The organism is Prevotella aff. ruminicola Tc2-24 (assembly GCF_900110895.1).
Classification (GTDB): domain Bacteria; phylum Bacteroidota; class Bacteroidia; order Bacteroidales; family Bacteroidaceae; genus Prevotella.
The window spans coordinates 273,259-290,873 of record NZ_FOIQ01000004.1; the positions used below are offsets into that span (position 1 = coordinate 273,259).

At 56.7% G+C, this 17,615-nt stretch carries 11 protein-coding genes; 3 read left to right on the top strand and 8 right to left on the bottom strand.

What is annotated here, in order from left to right:
• Positions 1-4: 4 nt before the first annotated feature.
• Positions 5-763 (bottom strand): lysophospholipid acyltransferase family protein, encoded by a 759-nt coding sequence (locus BMY63_RS09275; protein WP_091901129.1) that lies wholly within the window; start codon positions 761-763, stop codon positions 5-7.
• Between the two features lie 8 nt (positions 764-771).
• The gene (locus BMY63_RS09280; protein WP_091900766.1) at positions 772-1,524 is read right to left on the bottom strand and encodes a polyprenol monophosphomannose synthase; all 753 of its coding nucleotides are present in this window, start codon (positions 1,522-1,524) and stop codon (positions 772-774) included.
• Between the two features lie 145 nt (positions 1,525-1,669).
• Here BMY63_RS09280 and mfd point away from each other — a divergent pair, with 145 nt between their 5' ends.
• A complete protein-coding gene (mfd, locus tag BMY63_RS09285) occupies positions 1,670-5,110 on the top strand; it encodes a transcription-repair coupling factor (protein ID WP_091916171.1) in 3,441 nt (1,146 codons plus the stop codon).
• Between the two features lie 119 nt (positions 5,111-5,229).
• Positions 5,230-5,655, top strand: coding sequence for an Hsp20/alpha crystallin family protein (locus BMY63_RS09290; RefSeq protein ID WP_091916173.1), 426 nt, complete (start codon positions 5,230-5,232; stop codon positions 5,653-5,655).
• Between the two features lie 819 nt (positions 5,656-6,474).
• Here the strand turns inward: BMY63_RS09290 and BMY63_RS09295 are convergent.
• The 5 genes from BMY63_RS09295 to BMY63_RS09315 form a co-directional block, all read right to left on the bottom strand.
• Entirely contained in the window at positions 6,475-8,049 is a 1,575-nt protein-coding gene (locus BMY63_RS09295) for a RagB/SusD family nutrient uptake outer membrane protein (RefSeq protein WP_177178421.1), read from the bottom strand.
• Between the two features lie 19 nt (positions 8,050-8,068).
• Positions 8,069-11,404 (bottom strand): TonB-dependent receptor, encoded by a 3,336-nt coding sequence (locus BMY63_RS09300; RefSeq protein WP_091916178.1) that lies wholly within the window; start codon positions 11,402-11,404, stop codon positions 8,069-8,071.
• A gap of 106 nt (positions 11,405-11,510) precedes the next feature.
• Positions 11,511-12,494 (bottom strand): FecR family protein, encoded by a 984-nt coding sequence (locus BMY63_RS09305; RefSeq protein WP_143065762.1) that lies wholly within the window; start codon positions 12,492-12,494, stop codon positions 11,511-11,513.
• A 15-nt stretch (positions 12,495-12,509) separates the two neighbouring features.
• On the bottom strand, positions 12,510-13,124 hold the full coding sequence (locus BMY63_RS09310) for an RNA polymerase sigma-70 factor (protein ID WP_256218988.1): 615 nt from the start codon (positions 13,122-13,124) through the stop codon (positions 12,510-12,512).
• 32 nt (positions 13,125-13,156) lie between these two features.
• Positions 13,157-14,515 carry a TrpB-like pyridoxal phosphate-dependent enzyme gene (locus BMY63_RS09315; RefSeq protein WP_091900750.1) on the bottom strand — a complete coding sequence of 453 codons (1,359 nt, stop codon included), beginning with the start codon at positions 14,513-14,515 and terminating at the stop codon, positions 13,157-13,159.
• Between the two features lie 110 nt (positions 14,516-14,625).
• Here BMY63_RS09315 and BMY63_RS09320 point away from each other — a divergent pair, with 110 nt between their 5' ends.
• On the top strand, positions 14,626-16,062 hold the full coding sequence (locus BMY63_RS09320) for a sodium:solute symporter (RefSeq protein ID WP_091916192.1): 1,437 nt from the start codon (positions 14,626-14,628) through the stop codon (positions 16,060-16,062).
• On the opposite strand, the gene BMY63_RS09325 is transcribed toward BMY63_RS09320, so the two are convergent.
• On the bottom strand, positions 16,001-17,593 hold the full coding sequence (locus BMY63_RS09325; RefSeq protein ID WP_218141891.1) for a hybrid sensor histidine kinase/response regulator transcription factor: 1,593 nt from the start codon (positions 17,591-17,593) through the stop codon (positions 16,001-16,003). The two genes, BMY63_RS09320 and BMY63_RS09325, sit on opposite strands and share 62 nt — an antisense overlap.
• Between the last annotated feature and the right edge of the window lie 22 nt (positions 17,594-17,615).

The following is a 17,615-nucleotide window of genomic DNA, read 5'->3' on the forward strand; positions in this document are numbered from 1 at the left end:
GCGATTACTGGTCAGGGTTTTCCACGTATCCTTGGTATTCAGGCACCAGCGCCGACATCACCGAGTCGTAGGCCTGTCGCAAGGTGGCATTGACATTGTCCGGTCCTTTGCCCACAGGGTAGATGGCCTGGTGGATGGTCAGACACAGCGGGTGCCATTTGATCCATTTGCCGTCGCGCATCCTTGGAAGGATGTTAAACGAGCCGTTGATGGTCAGCGGTACGACGGGCAGCTGCAGCTCGTCGGCCAGGGCGAAGGCCCCTTTCCTGAACAGACCCATATGCCCGGTGAAGGTGCGCGATCCCTCTGGGAAGACCACCACACTGTAACCCTCTTGCAGAATCTCACGGGCGTCCTCGTAGGTCTTGCGTACCTTACTCGGTCCCCGTTTGTCCACGAATATCTGGTGGGATTTCTGACAGGCAAAGCCCACGAAGGGCATCTTCTTCAGTTGGTGCTTCATCATCCATTTGAAGTTACGTCCCAGATGACCGTAGATCAGGAAGATGTCGAACGATCCCTGGTGATTGGCCACGAACACATAGCTCTGGTCTTTCTCCAGGTGCTCGCGCCCCTCCACCTTGACGGGTATCAGCAGCACCTTCAGGATGAGCTTCGCCCACCAGCGTCCGGGATAGTATCCCCAGAAATGACCGTCGCCGATGGTCGTGCCGATACCCACTGTCAGGGCGGTGATGATCGTCAGGATCACCACGATAGGCAGACCGATCAGTAACTGATAAATCCTATATAGAAAGGTCATCATATGGTTCAGTTTTCAATGGGTTTGGGGTATTTCCGTGTCCATCCGTCCCAGCGCAGCTTCATCACACCCAGGAAAGCCTCACCGAAGATGCCGCCCGACATCTTACTGGTGCCCTCCTGACGGTTGACGAAGATCACCGACACCTCCTTGATCTTGAATCCGATCTTGTAGGCCGTGTACTTCATCTCAATCTGGAACGCATACCCCTTGAAGCGTATCTTGTCGAGCTCGATGGTCTGCAGCACCCGCCGTTTGTAGCACACGAAGCCGGCGGTGGTGTCATGAACCAGGAAGCCGGTGACGAGACGCACGTATTTCGATGCGAAGTAGCTCATCAGCACCCGGCCTATGGGCCAGTTCACCACGTTGACACCTGTCACATAGCGTGAGCCGATGGCCATGTCGTTACCTTCGTCATGGCAGGCCGCATAGAGCCGGGGCAGGTCGTTCGGGTCATGACTGAAGTCGGCATCCATCTCGAAGATATATTCATAGTCGTGTGCCAAAGCCCACTTGAACCCGGTGATATAGGCGGTGCCGAGCCCTTGCTTCCCGCTCCGTTCCAGGAGGAAGAGCCGGGGGCCGAACTCCGTGGCCATGAGTCCTCTGACAATGGCTGCCGTCCCGTCGGGCGAGCCGTCGTCGATCACAAGAATATGGAAACATTTGTCAAGGGCAAACACTGCGCGGATGATCTTCTCAATGTTCTCCTTCTCGTTGTAGGTTGGTATGATGACTATGCTGTCGCTTTCGTACATCGTTTTTAATGGTTTGGTGCTGCAAAGATACGAATTAAATTAGAATAAAGGTCAACGAGTCGCGTTTTTTTACGGTCGTCCTACTTTTTTTCTCAATTCTTAACTCTTAATTCTTATTTTCTCCGTACCTTTGCAGTCGGTTCTGATGAATATACAGGAATTAGAAAGTGTCTATACCCGTTTGCCGCAGGTGTCGGCGGTGGTAGATCTGTTAGGGAAATCTTCGGTGAAGACGATTTTCCTCGAGGGCTTGTTGGGCTCCTCGTCATCCATGCTCTTCGGCTGTCTGGCACCGAGGGTCAAGGCCCCGCTGCTTTTCATCCTCCAGGATGCCGAGGAGGCCGGTTATTTCTACCACGACCTCACCCAGTTGTTAGGCAACCGCGACGTGCTGTTCTTCCCCTCCAGTTACCGCCGTTCCATCAAGTACGCCCAGCGCGATGCGGCCAGTGAGATCCTCCGCACGGAAGTGCTGGCGCGCCTCTCTGCCGACAGTCAGGAGTCGTCCGCCCTGTATATCGTGACCTATCCGGAGGCGTTGGCCGAGATGGTGGTATCCAAACAGGCCCTCGACACCCGGACTCTCGTCCTGGAGAAAGACCAGACCATCGCCGTGTCGGAGATCGAGACCACCCTTCGTGGCTTCGGCTTCAAGGAGGTCGACTACGTCTATGAGCCGGGTCAGTTCGCCCTTCGCGGTTCCATCCTCGACGTCTATTCCTATAGCTGTGAGTATCCCTACCGTATCGACTTCTTCGGCGACGATATCGACTCCATCCGTACCTTTGAGGTCGAGGACCAGCTGTCGAAGGACCGGCGCGACCGTATCGAGATCGTGCCCGAGTTGGCCGTCTCCACCGAGAACAAGGAGCCTTTCCTCTCGTTCGTGCCCAGACAGGTGGTCTTGGTGGTCAAGGACTATCTCTATGTGCGCGATGCCATCGACCGTGCCTATCAGGAAGGCTTCTCCTCACAGGCCCGACTGGAGCAGTTGGAGGCCGCCACGGAGATGGAGCAGCGCGAGATCGAGCGCCAGTTCCGGAAGGAGTCGCAGCTCATCACGGGGGCACAGTTCATGACTGATGCCGAGACGTTCCGTCGGGTGGAGTTCGGCCATCGTCCGTCATCCCAGTCCCAGTCCACGGTCCGCTTCAATATCACCACCCAACCGCTGTTCCATAAGAACTTCGAGCTGCTGACGAAGGCGTTCGACGACTACCTCCTTCAGGGTTATCGTATCTTCGTCCTTGCCGACAGTCAGAAGCAGAACGAGCGCCTGAAGGAGATCCTGACCTCCGCCGACCCCTCCAAGGGCGGTGAGCGCCCGCAGACAGAAGTGTTCACGCCGGTGGACAAGACCCTCCACGAAGGCTTCGTCGACGACGACCTGCGCGTCTGTGTCTTCACCGACCATCAGATCTTCGACCGTTTCCATAAGTACAGTCTGAAGAGCGACAAGGCCCGCAGTGGTAAGATGGCGCTGACGCTGAAGGAGATCCAGCAGTTCGAGATCGGCGACTATGTCGTGCATGTCGATCACGGCGTCGGTAAGTTCGGCGGTCTGGTGCGGATGCCGCAGGGCGACGGTTATCAGGAGATGATCAAGATCCTGTACCAGCGAGGCGACAGTATCTACGTGTCTATCCACTCCCTCTATAAGGTGGCGAAATACAAGTCGCAGGACAATGGTGAGCCACCCCGTCTCTCCACCCTGGGCACCGGTCAGTGGGAGCGCCTGAAGGAACGCACCAAGAAACATATCAAGGATATCGCCCGCGACCTCATCAAGCTCTACGCCAAGCGCCGCCGTGAGAAAGGCTTCGCCTTCAGTCACGACACCTATATGCAGCACGAGCTCGAGGCCAGCTTCCTCTACGAGGATACGCCCGACCAGCTGAAGGCCACCCAGGATGTGAAGGCCGACATGGAGCGCGCCCGTCCGATGGACCGCCTCGTCTGTGGCGATGTGGGCTTCGGCAAGACCGAGGTGGCCGTGCGTGCCGCCTTCAAGGCCGCCACCGACGGCAAGCAGGTGGCTGTGCTCGTGCCGACCACCGTACTGGCCTACCAGCACTTCCGCACCTTTGCCGGTCGTCTGAAGGACATGCCCGTGCGGGTCGACTACCTCACCCGTGCGCGGAGCACCAAGCAGACCACGGCCCTGCTCAAGGACCTGGCCGACGGTAAGATCGATATCCTCATCGGCACCCAGAAGCTCATCGGCAAGAGCGTCGTGTTCAAGGACCTCGGCCTGCTCATCATCGACGAGGAGCAGAAGTTCGGTGTCTCCACCAAGGAGAAGCTGCGCCAGATGAAGTCCAGCGTCGACACCCTCACGATGTCGGCCACGCCCATCCCCCGCACCCTGCAGTTCTCCCTCGTGGGTGCCCGCGACCTGAGTGTCATCCAGACACCGCCGCCCAACCGTTATCCCATCCAGACCGAGATCCACACCTTCGGGGCCGAGATCATCACCGACGCCATCAACTTCGAGATGTCGCGCAACGGTCAGGTCTATTTCGTCAACAACCGCATCTCCGACCTCACCCATATCGCCGAGATGATCCATAAGTATATCCCCGACGCGCGTGTTGCCATCGGTCACGGTCAGATGAAGCCCGAGGAGCTCGAGCAGATCATCCTCGACTTCTCCAACTACGACTACGACGTGCTGCTCTCCACCACCATCGTCGAGAACGGTATCGATATCCCCAATGCCAACACGATCATCATCAACGGCGCCCATAACTTCGGCCTCTCCGACCTCCATCAGATGCGAGGCCGTGTGGGCCGTGGCAACCGTAAGGCCTTCTGCTACCTGCTGGCACCCCCGTTGGCCGCCCTCAACCCCGAGTCGCGCCGCCGTCTCGAGGCCTTGGAGAACTTCTCCGACCTCGGCTCCGGCATCAATATCGCCATGCAAGACCTCGATATCCGTGGCGCCGGCAACCTCCTCGGCGCCGAGCAGTCGGGCTTCATCTCCGACCTCGGCTACGAGACCTATCAGAAGATCCTGAACCAGGCCATGGCCGAGCTGAGAAGCGAGGAACCCGAGTTTGTCAAGGCCGAGAGCGCAGCAGATAAGAATGATCAGTCTTCGATGGTCAACGCCCAGTGGGTCGACGACTGTGCCCTCGAGTCCGACATCGAGATGTATTTCCCCGACCAGTATGTGCCCAACGACTCCGAGCGTATGCTCCTCTACCGAGAGCTCGACAACCTGGCCAACCGCCACGACCTCGAGGCCTCGCTCGAGGCCTATCGCAGTCGTCTCAGAGACCGCTTCGGCGCGATCCCCGATGTCGCCGAAGAGCTCATCCGTGTCGTTCCCCTCCGTGTCTGTGGCCGCCAGCTGGGCATCGAGAAGCTCATGCTCAAGCAGCAGAAGATGTACTTCTACTTCGTCAGCAACCCCGACAGCCCCTACTATCAGAGCGAGGCCTTCGGCCGCATCCTGCAGTATGTGTCCACCCATGCCCGCCAGTGCAACTTCCGTGAGGCCGGCGGCAAGCGTTCCGTGGTCATCTCGTCCGTCGCCTCCGTCGAGGCTGCGCTGTCAATCTGTCGTAAGATTCTGACAGATTGACGCATCTTTTCCCCTTGGCATTTTTCTTGCTTCCTGTTCAGTGAACAACGCCTCCAACGAGGCCGCGTTCAGAATGAATAGTATTAACAACTTAAAAGTATAACGAGGAGGTAACAACTATGATGCCAATGATGAGAAGTAACAACTGGGTTCCCAGTGTATTCAACGATTTGTTCGATGTTGATCTGATGCCGAAGGCCAACTTCACAGCACCAGCTATCAATGTGAAAGAAAACGACAAGTCCTACACCGTAGAACTTGCTGCACCGGGCATGAAAAAGGAGGACTTCAACGTACACATCAACGACGAGGGCAACCTCATGATCAAGATGGAGAGCAAGAACGAGAAGAAAGACGAGGACAAGACCACCCGCTATCTGCGTCGTGAGTTCTCTTACACCAAGTTCGAGCAGACCCTGATCCTGCCCGACGACGTCAAGCGCGAGGAGATCACAGCGAAGGTCGACAACGGTGTCCTCACCGTCGAGCTCCCGAAGGTTGTTGAAGAGAAAGTCAAGGTCTCCAGGCAGATCGACATCGTATAAATGCAAGGTTTTTAGTTATTGTTTGACAAGAAGAGAGGGGAAACCCTCTCTTTTTTCTTTTCCCCCTCCCACATACGGTTCCTGTGGATGGGGGGATCTTTGGCTTAAAGAGATGCCTCCTATGAGTCATTCAGATAGGGTTTACGAGTCATGGAGATAGGGCCTATACCCCTATAGGGATTATCTCCATCAGTCGTAGATGACGTCTCTTTCACCGAAAGGGATTATCTCTTTCACCCATAGTTGGGGGGGGCGCCACACTTGTCTGGTCGCTTATCAAGGTACAACATTTCAAAGAGCACTTTTTCGTAGTAGGGCGTGGAAGGGTCACTACCTTGCTTCGACAGGCTCAGCAACCGTGCCCCTTCCATAATCTTCTTCTGCTTTTATTTGTGACAGATGGTACAGATGACAGATGGGTTATAAGATTTCTCACGCGTGTACGCAGGAACTCTCGAGCCGCCAAAAGTTCCTGCGTACACGCGCATGTGTATTCAGGACCCATCTGTCATCTGTACCATCTGTCACACAGGAGGGGGGCGAAAATGTATGTGATGTACTTGGTCCATGAGCTATCAATATAAGTCTGGGAACAAAGATACAAAATAAAATCGGGAATTAGGTGTATGCATGCAGTGCATGCACTGCATGCATACACCATAAGTAACTGATTATCTGTGTTTTAATTTTCTAGCTTCACCCCCTCGCGCCTGCCGTGTGGGGTGGGGGGTGAACATATAAGGCTGCACCCCATCGTCGGGGTGCAGCCTTCATTAACCAATCAATCATAAATGTATGATGTGAAAACTTTTTCCGTGATTAGTAGCCGGGGTTCTGGTCGGCATCGGTGATGGCGTTGTTGGAGTTGATCTCCAGCGTGGGGAAGGGCAGCAGCATGGCGCGCTGGGCCATCTCCGGCGTACAGATGAAGTAGTCTTCCTTATACTTGGTCGACGACGGCTCGGGACAGTTGGCCGGATGGGCATTGTGGGCCTTCCAGTACTCGAGCAGGAACTCAGGACCGCGGCGACGCATGTCGAAATACTCGGTCTCCTCGCCGAGCAGCTCGAAGAAACGCTCGTACATGATGCGATGACGGAACTCGGCCTTGGTCATGCCGCTCCAGTCGGCGGGCTGCGCAGCGGCGGGCTCGGCACTGTTGCGGGCACGGGCCAGCACCTCGTTGACATACTGGTAGGCCTGGTCGGGACCGCTCACCTCGTTGATGGCCTCGGCGAGCATCAGCAGCACGTCGGCATAGCGCAGGTAGATGAAGTTCTGGGCGGTGTACTGGGCCACGTAGCGGGTGTCGAGGAACTTCTTGAGGTAAGGCCACATGCGGCCGCTACCCGTATCGCTGGTGTAGGCAGGATAGATCTCAACGGTGTCGACACCGCCGTTCTTTGTGTAGTAGTTGTAGATGATTCCTTCCTCGATGCGGGGATCGCCGGGATACTGCTCACGCCAGGTGTCGAAGATATATTTCGACGGGCGGTAGCGGCCGTAAGGGTTGCTCGATGAGTTGGGCGTGAAGTCGCTGACATCGGGGGCGATGCCCTGGGTCCAGGTGCTGCCGTTGATGTCGGAGAACTGGATCTCGATGATCGACTCTGCCGTATTGCGGTTCTGTGCGTTGTACAGGGTCTGCAGGGGTACCAGCTGGTAGTGGCCATACACCTTCATGCACTCGTCGATGCACTTCTGCCAGTAGGGGGAGCCTTCCTCGCCGTTGGCCAGGGTGATATACACCTTTGCCAGCAGGGCATGGGCGGCATAGCTGTTGGGACGGCCGTCGGTGGGGTTCACCTCGGGCAGCAGCTCGGCAGCCTCCTGGAGGTCGGCGACCACCTGCTGATAGGTCTCCTCGACGGTAGAGCGCGGCATGTCGAGTGTGGTGCTGGTGATGGGGGTGAGGCGCAGGGGCAGACCGCCGAAGGCGCGCACCAGGTTGAAGTAGATCATGCCTCTGAGGAAATGGGCCTCGCCCTTGGCACGGGTCTTGAGCACGTCGGAGGCACCGCTGCCGTCGATCTTGCTGAGCAGGTCGTTACAGTCGGCGATGACACGGTAGCAGGTCTTGAAGTGACGGCCGACGTACTTGTTGTCGGGCTCGGTCTTCTGGGCCTTGGAGTCGTTGTACGACGAACTGGTGTTGTTCATCGTGCCTCCTGCGGTGCAGAAGATGGTGTGGTAGTCGGACTGGAACACGTTGTAGCTGATCAGACCGTGGTAGCATCCCGTCAGGGCTGCCTCCACACTCTTGTCGTTGGAGTAGATGACTGCCTGCGAGGGGAACGAATCGGTGTTCTCTTCCAGGATGTCGTCACATGACGTGAACAGGGTGCTGCTTATCGTGAATAGTGCTGCTCCCAGCAGTATATTGATCTTTTTCATTGTTGCTGTGTTTATAGGGTTAGAATGTAACATTGAGTGTACAGCTGTATGAGCGTGTGATAGGTGCGCTTCCGTAGTCGATGCCGATACGCTTCGGGTCGTTGGAGAAGCTGTTGATGTCGGGGTTGTAGCCTGAGTAGTTGGTGATGGTGAAGAGGTTACGGCCTGTGAGGGTGAGCTGCATGGCGTTGATGAGCTTCACGCGCTTCACGGGCACGTTCCATGTCAGGCTCAGGCTGCCCAGGCGCAGGAAACTGCCATCCTCGATCAGACGGTCGGTCAGCTCGCTCAGGGGTACACCGATGCGCGGATAGGTGGTGCTGGGCTTGTCGGCGCGCCATGCGTCGAAGTAGGCCTCGCGCAGGATGTTGTAGTCGTAGTAGGTATTGGTATTGTCGAGCTTGTTGGCGTTGACCACCTCGTTGCCCACTGAGCCGTGGAACTGTGCGGACAGGGTGAAGTCCTTATAGGTGAGCGACGTGTTGAAGCCGAAGGTGAAGTCGGGGTTCGGGTCGCCCAGGATCACGCGGTCCTCGGTGTTGATGACGCCGTCCTCGTTGGTGTCGACATAGGCGATGTCGCCTGCCTTCAGGGCGTCGCCGTTGTACACCAGTCCGTTGGCCTGCTCGTCGCTCTGGAAGATACCGTTGGTCTTGTAGCCCCAGAACAGTCCGATGGGCTTGCCCTTGATGAAGATGTTGACAGGGAAGGCGGCCGAAGCGTAGTACGACAGGTTGGTGCCGTAGTAGGCCTCGTAGAACTCGGTGCCGTACTTGGTCAGGGGCAGACCGAGGTCGGTGATGCGGTTCTTGTTGTGCGACAGGTTGGCGCCGATGGTCCAGGTGAAGTCCTTGGTGCTCACGGGCACGGCATTGACTGCCACCTCGATACCGTTGTTCTGGATCGAGCCGCAGTTCACGTAGATCGAGCTGTAGCCTGTTGATACGGCGGTGTTCATCGACTGCAGGATGTCGTTGGTCTCCTTATGGTAGGCGTCGATGCTGAAGGTGAGGCGGTTGTTGAAGGCACCGAAGTCGATACCGGCGTTGACCTGTGTGGTGGCCTCCCACTTCAGGTCGGGGTTGGCGATCTTGCTGGGCTCCAGACCGACGATGTTCTGACCTGAGCCTGTGGAGTACTCCACATTGCCGTAGGTGTTCTGTGTGGCGTAGGCTGAGATACTCTGGTTACCGGTCATACCCCATCCCAGACGCACCTTCAGGTTGCTGAGCCACTGGCTGTCTTTCAGGAACTGCTCCTGGTTCACGCGCCAGGCCAGGGCCACCGAGGGAAAGAAGCTGTAGCGGTTGCCTTTCTGGAACTTGCTCGAGCCGTCGACACGGCCTGTCAGGGTGACGAGGTAGCGGTCGAGGTAGTTGTAGTTCATACGGACCAGCGATGAGGCGGTGGTCTCGTTGGTCATCGAGTGACTGTTGGTATAGGTCTTGTTGGCATAGCCGATACCGTCGATGCCCAGACTCAGGATCGAGAAGTCCTCGCCCAGCATGCCGTAGCGGTTGGCATCGCGACGCTCGTAGGTGACACCGGCGGTTCCTGAGAGGTGATGGACGTGGTTCAGGGTGTAGTCGTAGTAGAACAGGGCCTCGAGGCCTTTCTTCAGACTTCTCAGCTCGCTGTAGCCCAGCTGACCGTTCACCTTCATGCCGGTGTACACACCTGTGCTGTACCAGCGTGAACGGGTCTTGTCGCGGTTGTCGTAGGAGCCCATCAGGTGGAAGGTGAGACCCTTGATGATCTTATAGTCGAGGGCGATCGACGCCATGGTGCGGTTCTCCTCGGAGTGGTCCTCATAGTCGGTGAGCCAGTTGGTCGGCGTGAGCTGCAGACCGGTATCGTCGTCGTCCTCGGGATCGACATTGGCGAAGGGCTTGGCCAGGACGGCATGGCGCGTCAGACTGGTGCGCTGGTTACCCTGTCCGTCGGTACCTGTGGTCATGTCGTTCACACGGCGCATCATGCTGAACGTACCCTTCAGCGCGAGGTTGTTGTTGAGCTTGTATTGGTAGTTCACACGGAGGTCGGCCTGTGACAGACCGGTGTTGCGGATGATACCTTTGTTGTCGAGGTAACCGCCAGCCACGTAGTAGTTGGCCTTGTCGTTACCACCGTTGGCCGACAGACGGTAGGACTGGGTGATGGCAGTGTGGAACAGCTCGCGCTGCCAGTCGCGGTTCTCGGGGTGGAAGTCGGCTTTGTAGAAGTCTTCTTCCTTCTCGTTCCTGTAGGCGATATACTCCTCGGCGTTGAGCACGTTGATGTGCTTGCTGGCACGGTCGAAAGAGATACCGGTGGTGAGGTTGATCTTGGCCTTGCCGCTCTTACCCTGCTTGGTGGTGATGAGCACGACACCGTTGGAGGCGCGGCTACCGTAGATGGCTGTGGCAGAGGCGTCTTTCAGCACCTCGATGCTCTGGATGTCCTGGGGGTTGATACCTGTCAGACCGCTCTGGGTGGTCTGCACGGGGTCGCTACCTGTGCCACCACCGCTGTTGGGGTTGCCGACGTCCTCGGTAGCGTCGTTCATGATAATACCATCGATCACGTACAGCGGTTCCTTGTTACCGTTGAGGGTAGAGGTACCGCGGATGCGCACGTTGACGAGTCCACCCAGCTGCGAGTCGCCGCCGTTGACATACACACCGGGGGCGTTACCCTGCAGCAGGTGGTCGATACCTGAATTGTAGATGGCCTTGTCGTGGTCGACGGCCACTGAAGATACGGAGCCGGTCAAGTCGCTTTTCTTCATCTGACCGTAGCCCACCACCACCACTTCGTCGAGGCTGTGGGCGTCCTCGGTCAGACGGATGTCGATCTGATTCTTGTTGACCTTTATATGCTGTGTCAGATAGCCGATATAGCTGATCTGGATGGTGCTTCCCTTCGGTACGGTCAGCTCGTAGCGGCCGTTGATGTCGGTAACGGTTCCGTTGCCTGTGCCTTTCTCGGTGATGCTGGCGCCGATGATGCCCTCACCGTTCTCGTCGGTCACGATACCTGTGATCTTCTGCCTGGCATCCGACTTGGTCTGTCTCTTCGGCACGATGATGATCTGATGGCCTTTGATCTCGAAAGTGTAGTCGGTGCCCTTGAGCAGCTCGTCCATGATCTGGGGCACGGTCTTGTCCTTTTGGTTCAGAACAACCTGCTGGTTGACGTTCAACTTCGTCGCATTGTAAGCAATACGGTAGTTACTTACAGACTCGATTTTCTCAAATGCCTTCTTCAGGGTTACCCGTTCGTTGTTGAACGATACGTTCTGGGCCTGAAGCGAGAGGCAGCCTCCAAGTAGCAACATAGCAGCTAGTCTCAGAATTCGGTTTTGTCTTTCCTTCATTTTAGGTTGAAATTAGATTGAAATAATAATAGTTAATGTACCCAAAGGACAATAAATGTGAAGTGTACACCCAATCCGTTTATGTTAAATAAAGTAAAAAGAAATGTTACCTGATGAAGATGTCGTTGCCGTCGATCTCGTAGTTCAGCGAGGGTATCAGCATCTTGATGACGGCCATGATACCTTCGATGCTCTCGCCGGCATTGAAGTGTGCTCTGATGGTCTGATGATTATATCGGCTGTTCTGAATATGAATCTTCACATCGTAGGTGCGCGCAATTTGCTGGAACGCATACATGAGCTCGACCTCGTCGAAATGGAGGGCCGGGATGCGCCAGACGGAGAAGTCGGCCGCACGGACATCGTGCACCTCTACGTCGCCTGTCTTGGTGTCGAGCACCAACTGGTTGTCGGGCGACAGGACATAGGGCTTCTTCTGGTTGGCCACGCTGATCTCGATCTTACCCGTCTCGAGGGTGGCCACGACCTTCGGGTTGTCGGGGTAGGAGAACACGTTGAACGTGGTGCCCAGCACCTTCAGCTTCATCTGGTTCACATCGACGGTGAACGGACGACTGGCGTCTTTCGTCACCTCGAAGAAGGCCTCGCCAGTGAGACAGACATTCCGCTCGGCCGAAACGAAGCGCGACGGATAGATGAGGGAGCTGCCGCCGTTGAGCCATACCCGCGAACTGTCGGGCAGGGTCACCATGCAGCGCTCGCCGTAGGCCGTGAACTGATGCATGAACACCACCTCGGACAGGGATCTCGACTGTTTGAGACCTGAGGCGTAGAAGAAGGCCGCCAGACCCATCAGCGTGAACGGGATGATCCAGATGGCCGCGATCTTCAGCCATGGCAGACGTCCGCTGCCCGATGAACCAGGCAGCGACGACAGGAGCCGTCGGTAGGCTGTCTCCGTAGATGCGTCGTCGGCAGTGGCCTCCTCGCACTCGTCCCAGAGCTCCCGGAGTACGGGATCGAGGTCATGGGATGTGTGTACAAGACGGTCCTGTACCTTTGAAGCTATTTCGTCCGACACCTGATGGCGGAAGAAATACTTGACGATCTGTGGCATGTATCGACTCACGCTATATCTCTGTTTTTATAATAAAGACCACCAAGGTCCGCTTTTCCCCCAACCGTAGAGCAATAAAATAAGAATTTTTAGCATATTCCGGATATCGCCTAAGGCCAGGTTGAGGTGATTCTCGACCGTTTTCTTCTGGAGTCCCAGTCGCTCGGCTATCTGGTCGTTGCTCAGGCCCTCCTCACGACTCAGCTTGTAGATGGTCTGCCGTTGCGGCGGCATATTTTCGACCACCATGTCGATCAGGAGCTGCAGGTCGCGGGCCTCGACTTGTTCCTGTGGCGTCGCACTGCCTGTGACCCTATCGCCCATACCGGCGATATCGACGGTGAAGGCCTTGCGGGTGGCCAGGTGATTGAGAACGGTGTTCTTGGTGATGGTGTAGAGGTAGGTGTTAAAGTTCTTTACCTCCTTCAGCATGGACCGCTTGGTCCATAGCTTGATAAACACCAACTGGGTGATATCGTCGGCATCGGCATCATTCTTCACCAGACCTTTGCTGAAGGCCCGTACCTGGGGGTAGGCGACTTTGTACACGGTGTGGAAAGCCTCCTGACTGCCAGCTGCCAGTTGTTCGATGATACCCTCGTTGATGTGCATGATGTAGTTTTTCCAAAAAGGTGAGAGCATCCCTCTGACAGGATGCTCTCGCCGATAGGCTTTTATTGGTCGATCTCAGCCAGGTTGGCTGCGATCATCTCGTCGGTGACGGTGTAGTTCTGCAGGTCGCCCTTGATATACGAGTCGTACGACGGCATGTCGATCAGACCGTGACCGGACAGGTTGAAGAGGATGACCTTCTCCTCGCCGGTCTGCTTGCACTTGTTGGCCTCGCGGATGGTGGCGGCGATGGCGTGACAGCTCTCGGGCGCAGGGATGATACCCTCGGTGCGGGCGAAGAGCATGCCGGCCTCGAAGGTCTCGAGCTGCGGGATGTCGACACCCTTCATGAAGCCGTCCTTGATGAGCTGACTGACGATCATGCCGGCACCGTGGTAGCGCAGACCACCGGCATGGATGTTGGAGGGCTTGAAGTTATGGCCCAGCGTGTACATGGGCAGCAGCGGCGTGTAACCGGCCTCGTCACCGAAGTCGTAACGGAACTGACCGCGTGTGAGCTTCGGACAGCTGTCGGGCTCGGCAGCGATGAACTCCGTCTTCTTCCCGTCGAGGATGTTATGTCGCATGAAGGGGAAGGCGATGCCACCGAAGTTACTGCCACCGCCGAAGCAGGCGATCACCATGTCGGGATACTCGCCGGCCATGGCCATCTGCTTCTCGGCCTCCAGACCGATGATCGACTGGTGGATGGCCACATGGTTGAGCACCGAACCGAGCGTGTACTTACAGTTGGGGGTGGTGGTGGCCAGTTCGACGGCCTCGGAGATGGCGGTGCCCAGAGAGCCGGAGTGGTTGGGGTCGCGCGTCAGGATATCCTTACCTGCACGGGTGGACATCGAGGGAGAGCCCTCGACGACAGCACCGAAGGTGCGCATGATCGACGAGCGGTAGGGCTTCTGCTGCATGGTGATCTTCACCTGATAGACGGCACAGTCGAGACCGTAGATCTTGGCGGCATAGCTCAGGGCAGCGCCCCACTGACCGGCACCCGTCTCCGTGGTCACATTGGTCGTGCCCTCCTGCTTGGCATAGTAGCACTGCGGCAGGGCTGAGTTGATCTTATGCGAGCCGAGGGGGTTGGTGGACTCGTTCTTGAAATAGATATGGGCCGGGGTGCCGAGCGCCTCCTCGAGGGCGTAGGCGCGTACCAGCGGCGTCGAACGGTAGTATTTGTATTTCTCTAATACCTCTTCGGGAATGTCTATCCATGCATGCTCGGTGTCGAGCTCCTGCACACAGCACTCGCGGGGGAAGATGTGGGCGAGGTCGTCGACGCCCAAGGGCTGCTTCGTGACCGGATGGATGGGGGGCATAGGTTTGTTGGGCATGTCTGCCTGAATGTTGTACCACTGTGTTGGGATCTCACTCTCTTGGAGGATGAATTTTTTCTGTTTAGTCATAATTAAATGTTTTAGGATTGTTCTCTCCGCATGCAAAGGTACACTTTTTAATTAAGAATTAAGAACAGGGAATTAAGAATTTCATAAAAATGTGTACCTTTGCAGCTATTATGTGGATGATTGTTATCATATTGGTCTATTTTGCCATTCTGTATGGCATCAGCCGACTGGCGGTACACCGTGCCGACAACGACACCTTCTTCCGTGCTAACCGTCAGTCACCGTGGTATCTGGTGGCCTTCGGCATGATCGGGGCGAGCATCTCGGGCGTGACGTTCATCTCCGTGCCGGGCATGGTGACGCGGGTCGATATGACGTATATGCAGACCTGTCTGGGATTCATCCTCGGCTATGTCGTCGTGGCGTTCGTGCTTCTGCCGCTGTACTACCGACTGAACCTGACCACCATCTACGCCTATCTGGGACAACGCCTCGGGCCCCGGTCGTACAAGACGGGCGCCTCGTTCTTCCTGTTGTCGAAGATGACGGGCGCCGTGGCCCGCTTCTATGTGGTGTGCATGATCCTGCAGCGCTTCGTGTTCGACGCCATGGGCGTGCCGTTCGCGGCGACGGTCACCGTGATGGTGGCGCTGATATGGCTCTACACCCGTCGGGGCGGCATCAAGACCCTGGTGTGGACCGACTCGTTCCAGACTGTCTGTATGCTCGTGGCACTGCTCCTTATTATATATAAGGTGATGGGACAGCTGGGACTCACGTGGAGTCAGACCGTCAGCGCCATCGCCGCCGACGAGCACAGTAGGATGTTCGTGTTCGACGACTGGCTGTCGCGGCAGAACTTCTGGAAACAGTTTCTCAGTGGTGTGTTCATCGTCATCGTGATGACGGGTCTCGATCAGGATATGATGCAGAAGAACATGACCTGTAAGACGCTAAGGGAGGCGCAGAAGGATATGTGCTCGTATGGCGTCGCCTTCGTGCCCGTCAACCTGCTGTTCCTCTCGCTGGGCGTGCTCCTGGTGATGCTCGCCCGACAACAGGGACAGGCGGTGGCCGTGGGCGACGAGCTGTTGCCCACCTATATCCTACAGGGCGACATGGCCGTCCTGATACCTTTCTCCATCGGTATCGTGGCCGCCTCGTTCTCGAGTGCCGACTCGGCGCTCACCTCGCTCACCACCAGCTACTGTGTGGATATCCGCGACAGGGCCGACGATGAACGTATGCGGCGCCGGACGCATCTCGCCATCTGTGTGCTGTTCGTGGTGCTGGTGCTGCTGTTCCATCTGCTCAACTCCACGAGCGTCATCGATGCCATCTTTATCATGTGCGGCTATACCTACGGACCGCTGCTGGGCCTGTTCGCCTTCGGCATGTTCACCAAGAGGCACCCCGACGACCGTCGGGCACCTTATATCTGCGTGGCGTCGCCCTTGCTCTGCTACGCCATCGATATGCTGTCTTCGCGTTATCTGGGGTATGTGTTCGGCTATGAACTGCTGATGCTCAACGGCGCACTCACGTTCATGGCTTTGCTATTATGTTCTCGAGGAACTCCTTCGGCAGGATGCCGAACTGCTTCTTGAAACAGGTGGAGAAATAACGGGGGTCGCGGAAACCTACCTTATAGGCCAGGTCGCTCACACGGATGTTCGGATCGCTCTCGGCCATCCGCTTGGCTTCCTTCATGCGGATGTCGCGGATAAACGTCGACACGTTCATGCCTGTGATCGAACGCAGCTTATTATATAAGGTGGACGAACTGGCACCGATGTCGGCGGCCAGCGCATCGCGGTCGTAGCTGTCGTCTTCGAGATGTGCGTGCACTAGCGTCAGGGCTCGGTCGAGGAACAGATCATCGGCACTCGGCGTCGTGGCCTGCGAGATCTTCATCATCGTATCCTCGAGCGACTGCTGACTGTATTCGTGCTGGATGCGCTTCCTGTTCTCGATGATATTGTCGATGCGCAGCTTCAGGTCGCTCACACGGAAGGGCTTGGTCAGGAACTCATCGGCACCGATGAGCAGCGCCTTCTTCTCGTCCTCCTCCTGCGTCTTCGCCGTCAGCAGGATGATGGGCAGGTGGTTGAAGTTGGGGTCTGACTTCAGCTCGCGCGTCAGCTCATAGCCGCCCATCTCGGGCATCATCACATCCGAGATGATCAGGTCGAGGTCGCGCTTGTGCACGATGTCGAGGGCCGCGATGCCGTTTCGGGCCACATAGATACGGTAGTAGGGGCGTAACAATTGTCTCATCAGCATCAGCAGCTCTACGTTGTCCTCCACGATCAGCAGCTTGTAGCTGTCCTCGTCGATGATGTTCATGTTTTCGTTCACGTCAGGGATGGCCGTCTTGAAGTCGGCAATGGCGTGCTGCGGGATGTTCACGTCGATCTTATGCTGCTCGTCGATCTGGTCGGAGGTGAATGCCTCCTTCGAGATGGGCAGTGTCACGATGAACGTCGTGCCTTTGTTCTCCTCGCTCTCACACCTGATCGTGCCACCATGCAGGTACACCAGGTCGTGCGTCAGCGCCAGCCCCAGGCCTGTACCGATGGTCTTATGCTGCCGGTAGTCGCCGTCCTGGAACCGTTGGAACAGATGTTTCATCTTCTCCTTGGAAATGCCACTGCCCGTGTCGCTGACCTCGATCCTGATATGGTCGTAGGTCTTGTTGGTGAACGCCTTGATGGCCACCTCACCGTTCTCGTTGGCGTATTTCGCGGCGTTCGACAGCAGGTTGTAGATGATCTTATCGAGCTTGTCGGTATCTATCCAGCCCATCATACTCTCCGGATGGCACTGGACGGTGAACTTCATCTTCTTCTGGGATATCAGCGGCTCCAGACAGCGGGCCGTCTCATGGATATACTTCATCACGTCGCCGTGGGCCACCCGCAGCTTCAGTCCGCCGGCCTCCGACTTGCTCGTCTCGAGGATCTGCTGCAGCAGTCGGACCATACGCTGGATGTTGAGCTGCATGAGGTCGTAGTCGTTCTGGAACTTCGGCTCCTCGTCGCGCAGCTTGTCCACCGAGGCAGAGATCACGGTCAACGGCGTCAGTAGCTCGTGTGTGATATTGGTGAAGATGGCGCTCATGTGTAGTCGTCTCTTCAAACGCATACTGCGGAGGTATAAT

Coding starts and splice junctions, on each gene's coding strand:
- BMY63_RS09275 (WP_091901129.1), bottom strand. CDS start 763: ATGACCTTTCTATATAGGATTTATCAGTTACTGATCGGTCTGCCTATC.
- BMY63_RS09280 (WP_091900766.1), bottom strand. CDS start 1,524: ATGTACGAAAGCGACAGCATAGTCATCATACCAACCTACAACGAGAAG.
- mfd (WP_091916171.1), top strand. CDS start 1,670: ATGAATATACAGGAATTAGAAAGTGTCTATACCCGTTTGCCGCAGGTG.
- BMY63_RS09290 (WP_091916173.1), top strand. CDS start 5,230: ATGATGCCAATGATGAGAAGTAACAACTGGGTTCCCAGTGTATTCAAC.
- BMY63_RS09295 (WP_177178421.1), bottom strand. CDS start 8,049: ATGAAAAAGATCAATATACTGCTGGGAGCAGCACTATTCACGATAAGC.
- BMY63_RS09300 (WP_091916178.1), bottom strand. CDS start 11,404: ATGAAGGAAAGACAAAACCGAATTCTGAGACTAGCTGCTATGTTGCTA.
- BMY63_RS09310 (WP_256218988.1), bottom strand. CDS start 13,124: ATGCTCTCACCTTTTTGGAAAAACTACATCATGCACATCAACGAGGGT.
- BMY63_RS09315 (WP_091900750.1), bottom strand. CDS start 14,515: ATGACTAAACAGAAAAAATTCATCCTCCAAGAGAGTGAGATCCCAACA.
- BMY63_RS09320 (WP_091916192.1), top strand. CDS start 14,626: ATGTGGATGATTGTTATCATATTGGTCTATTTTGCCATTCTGTATGGC.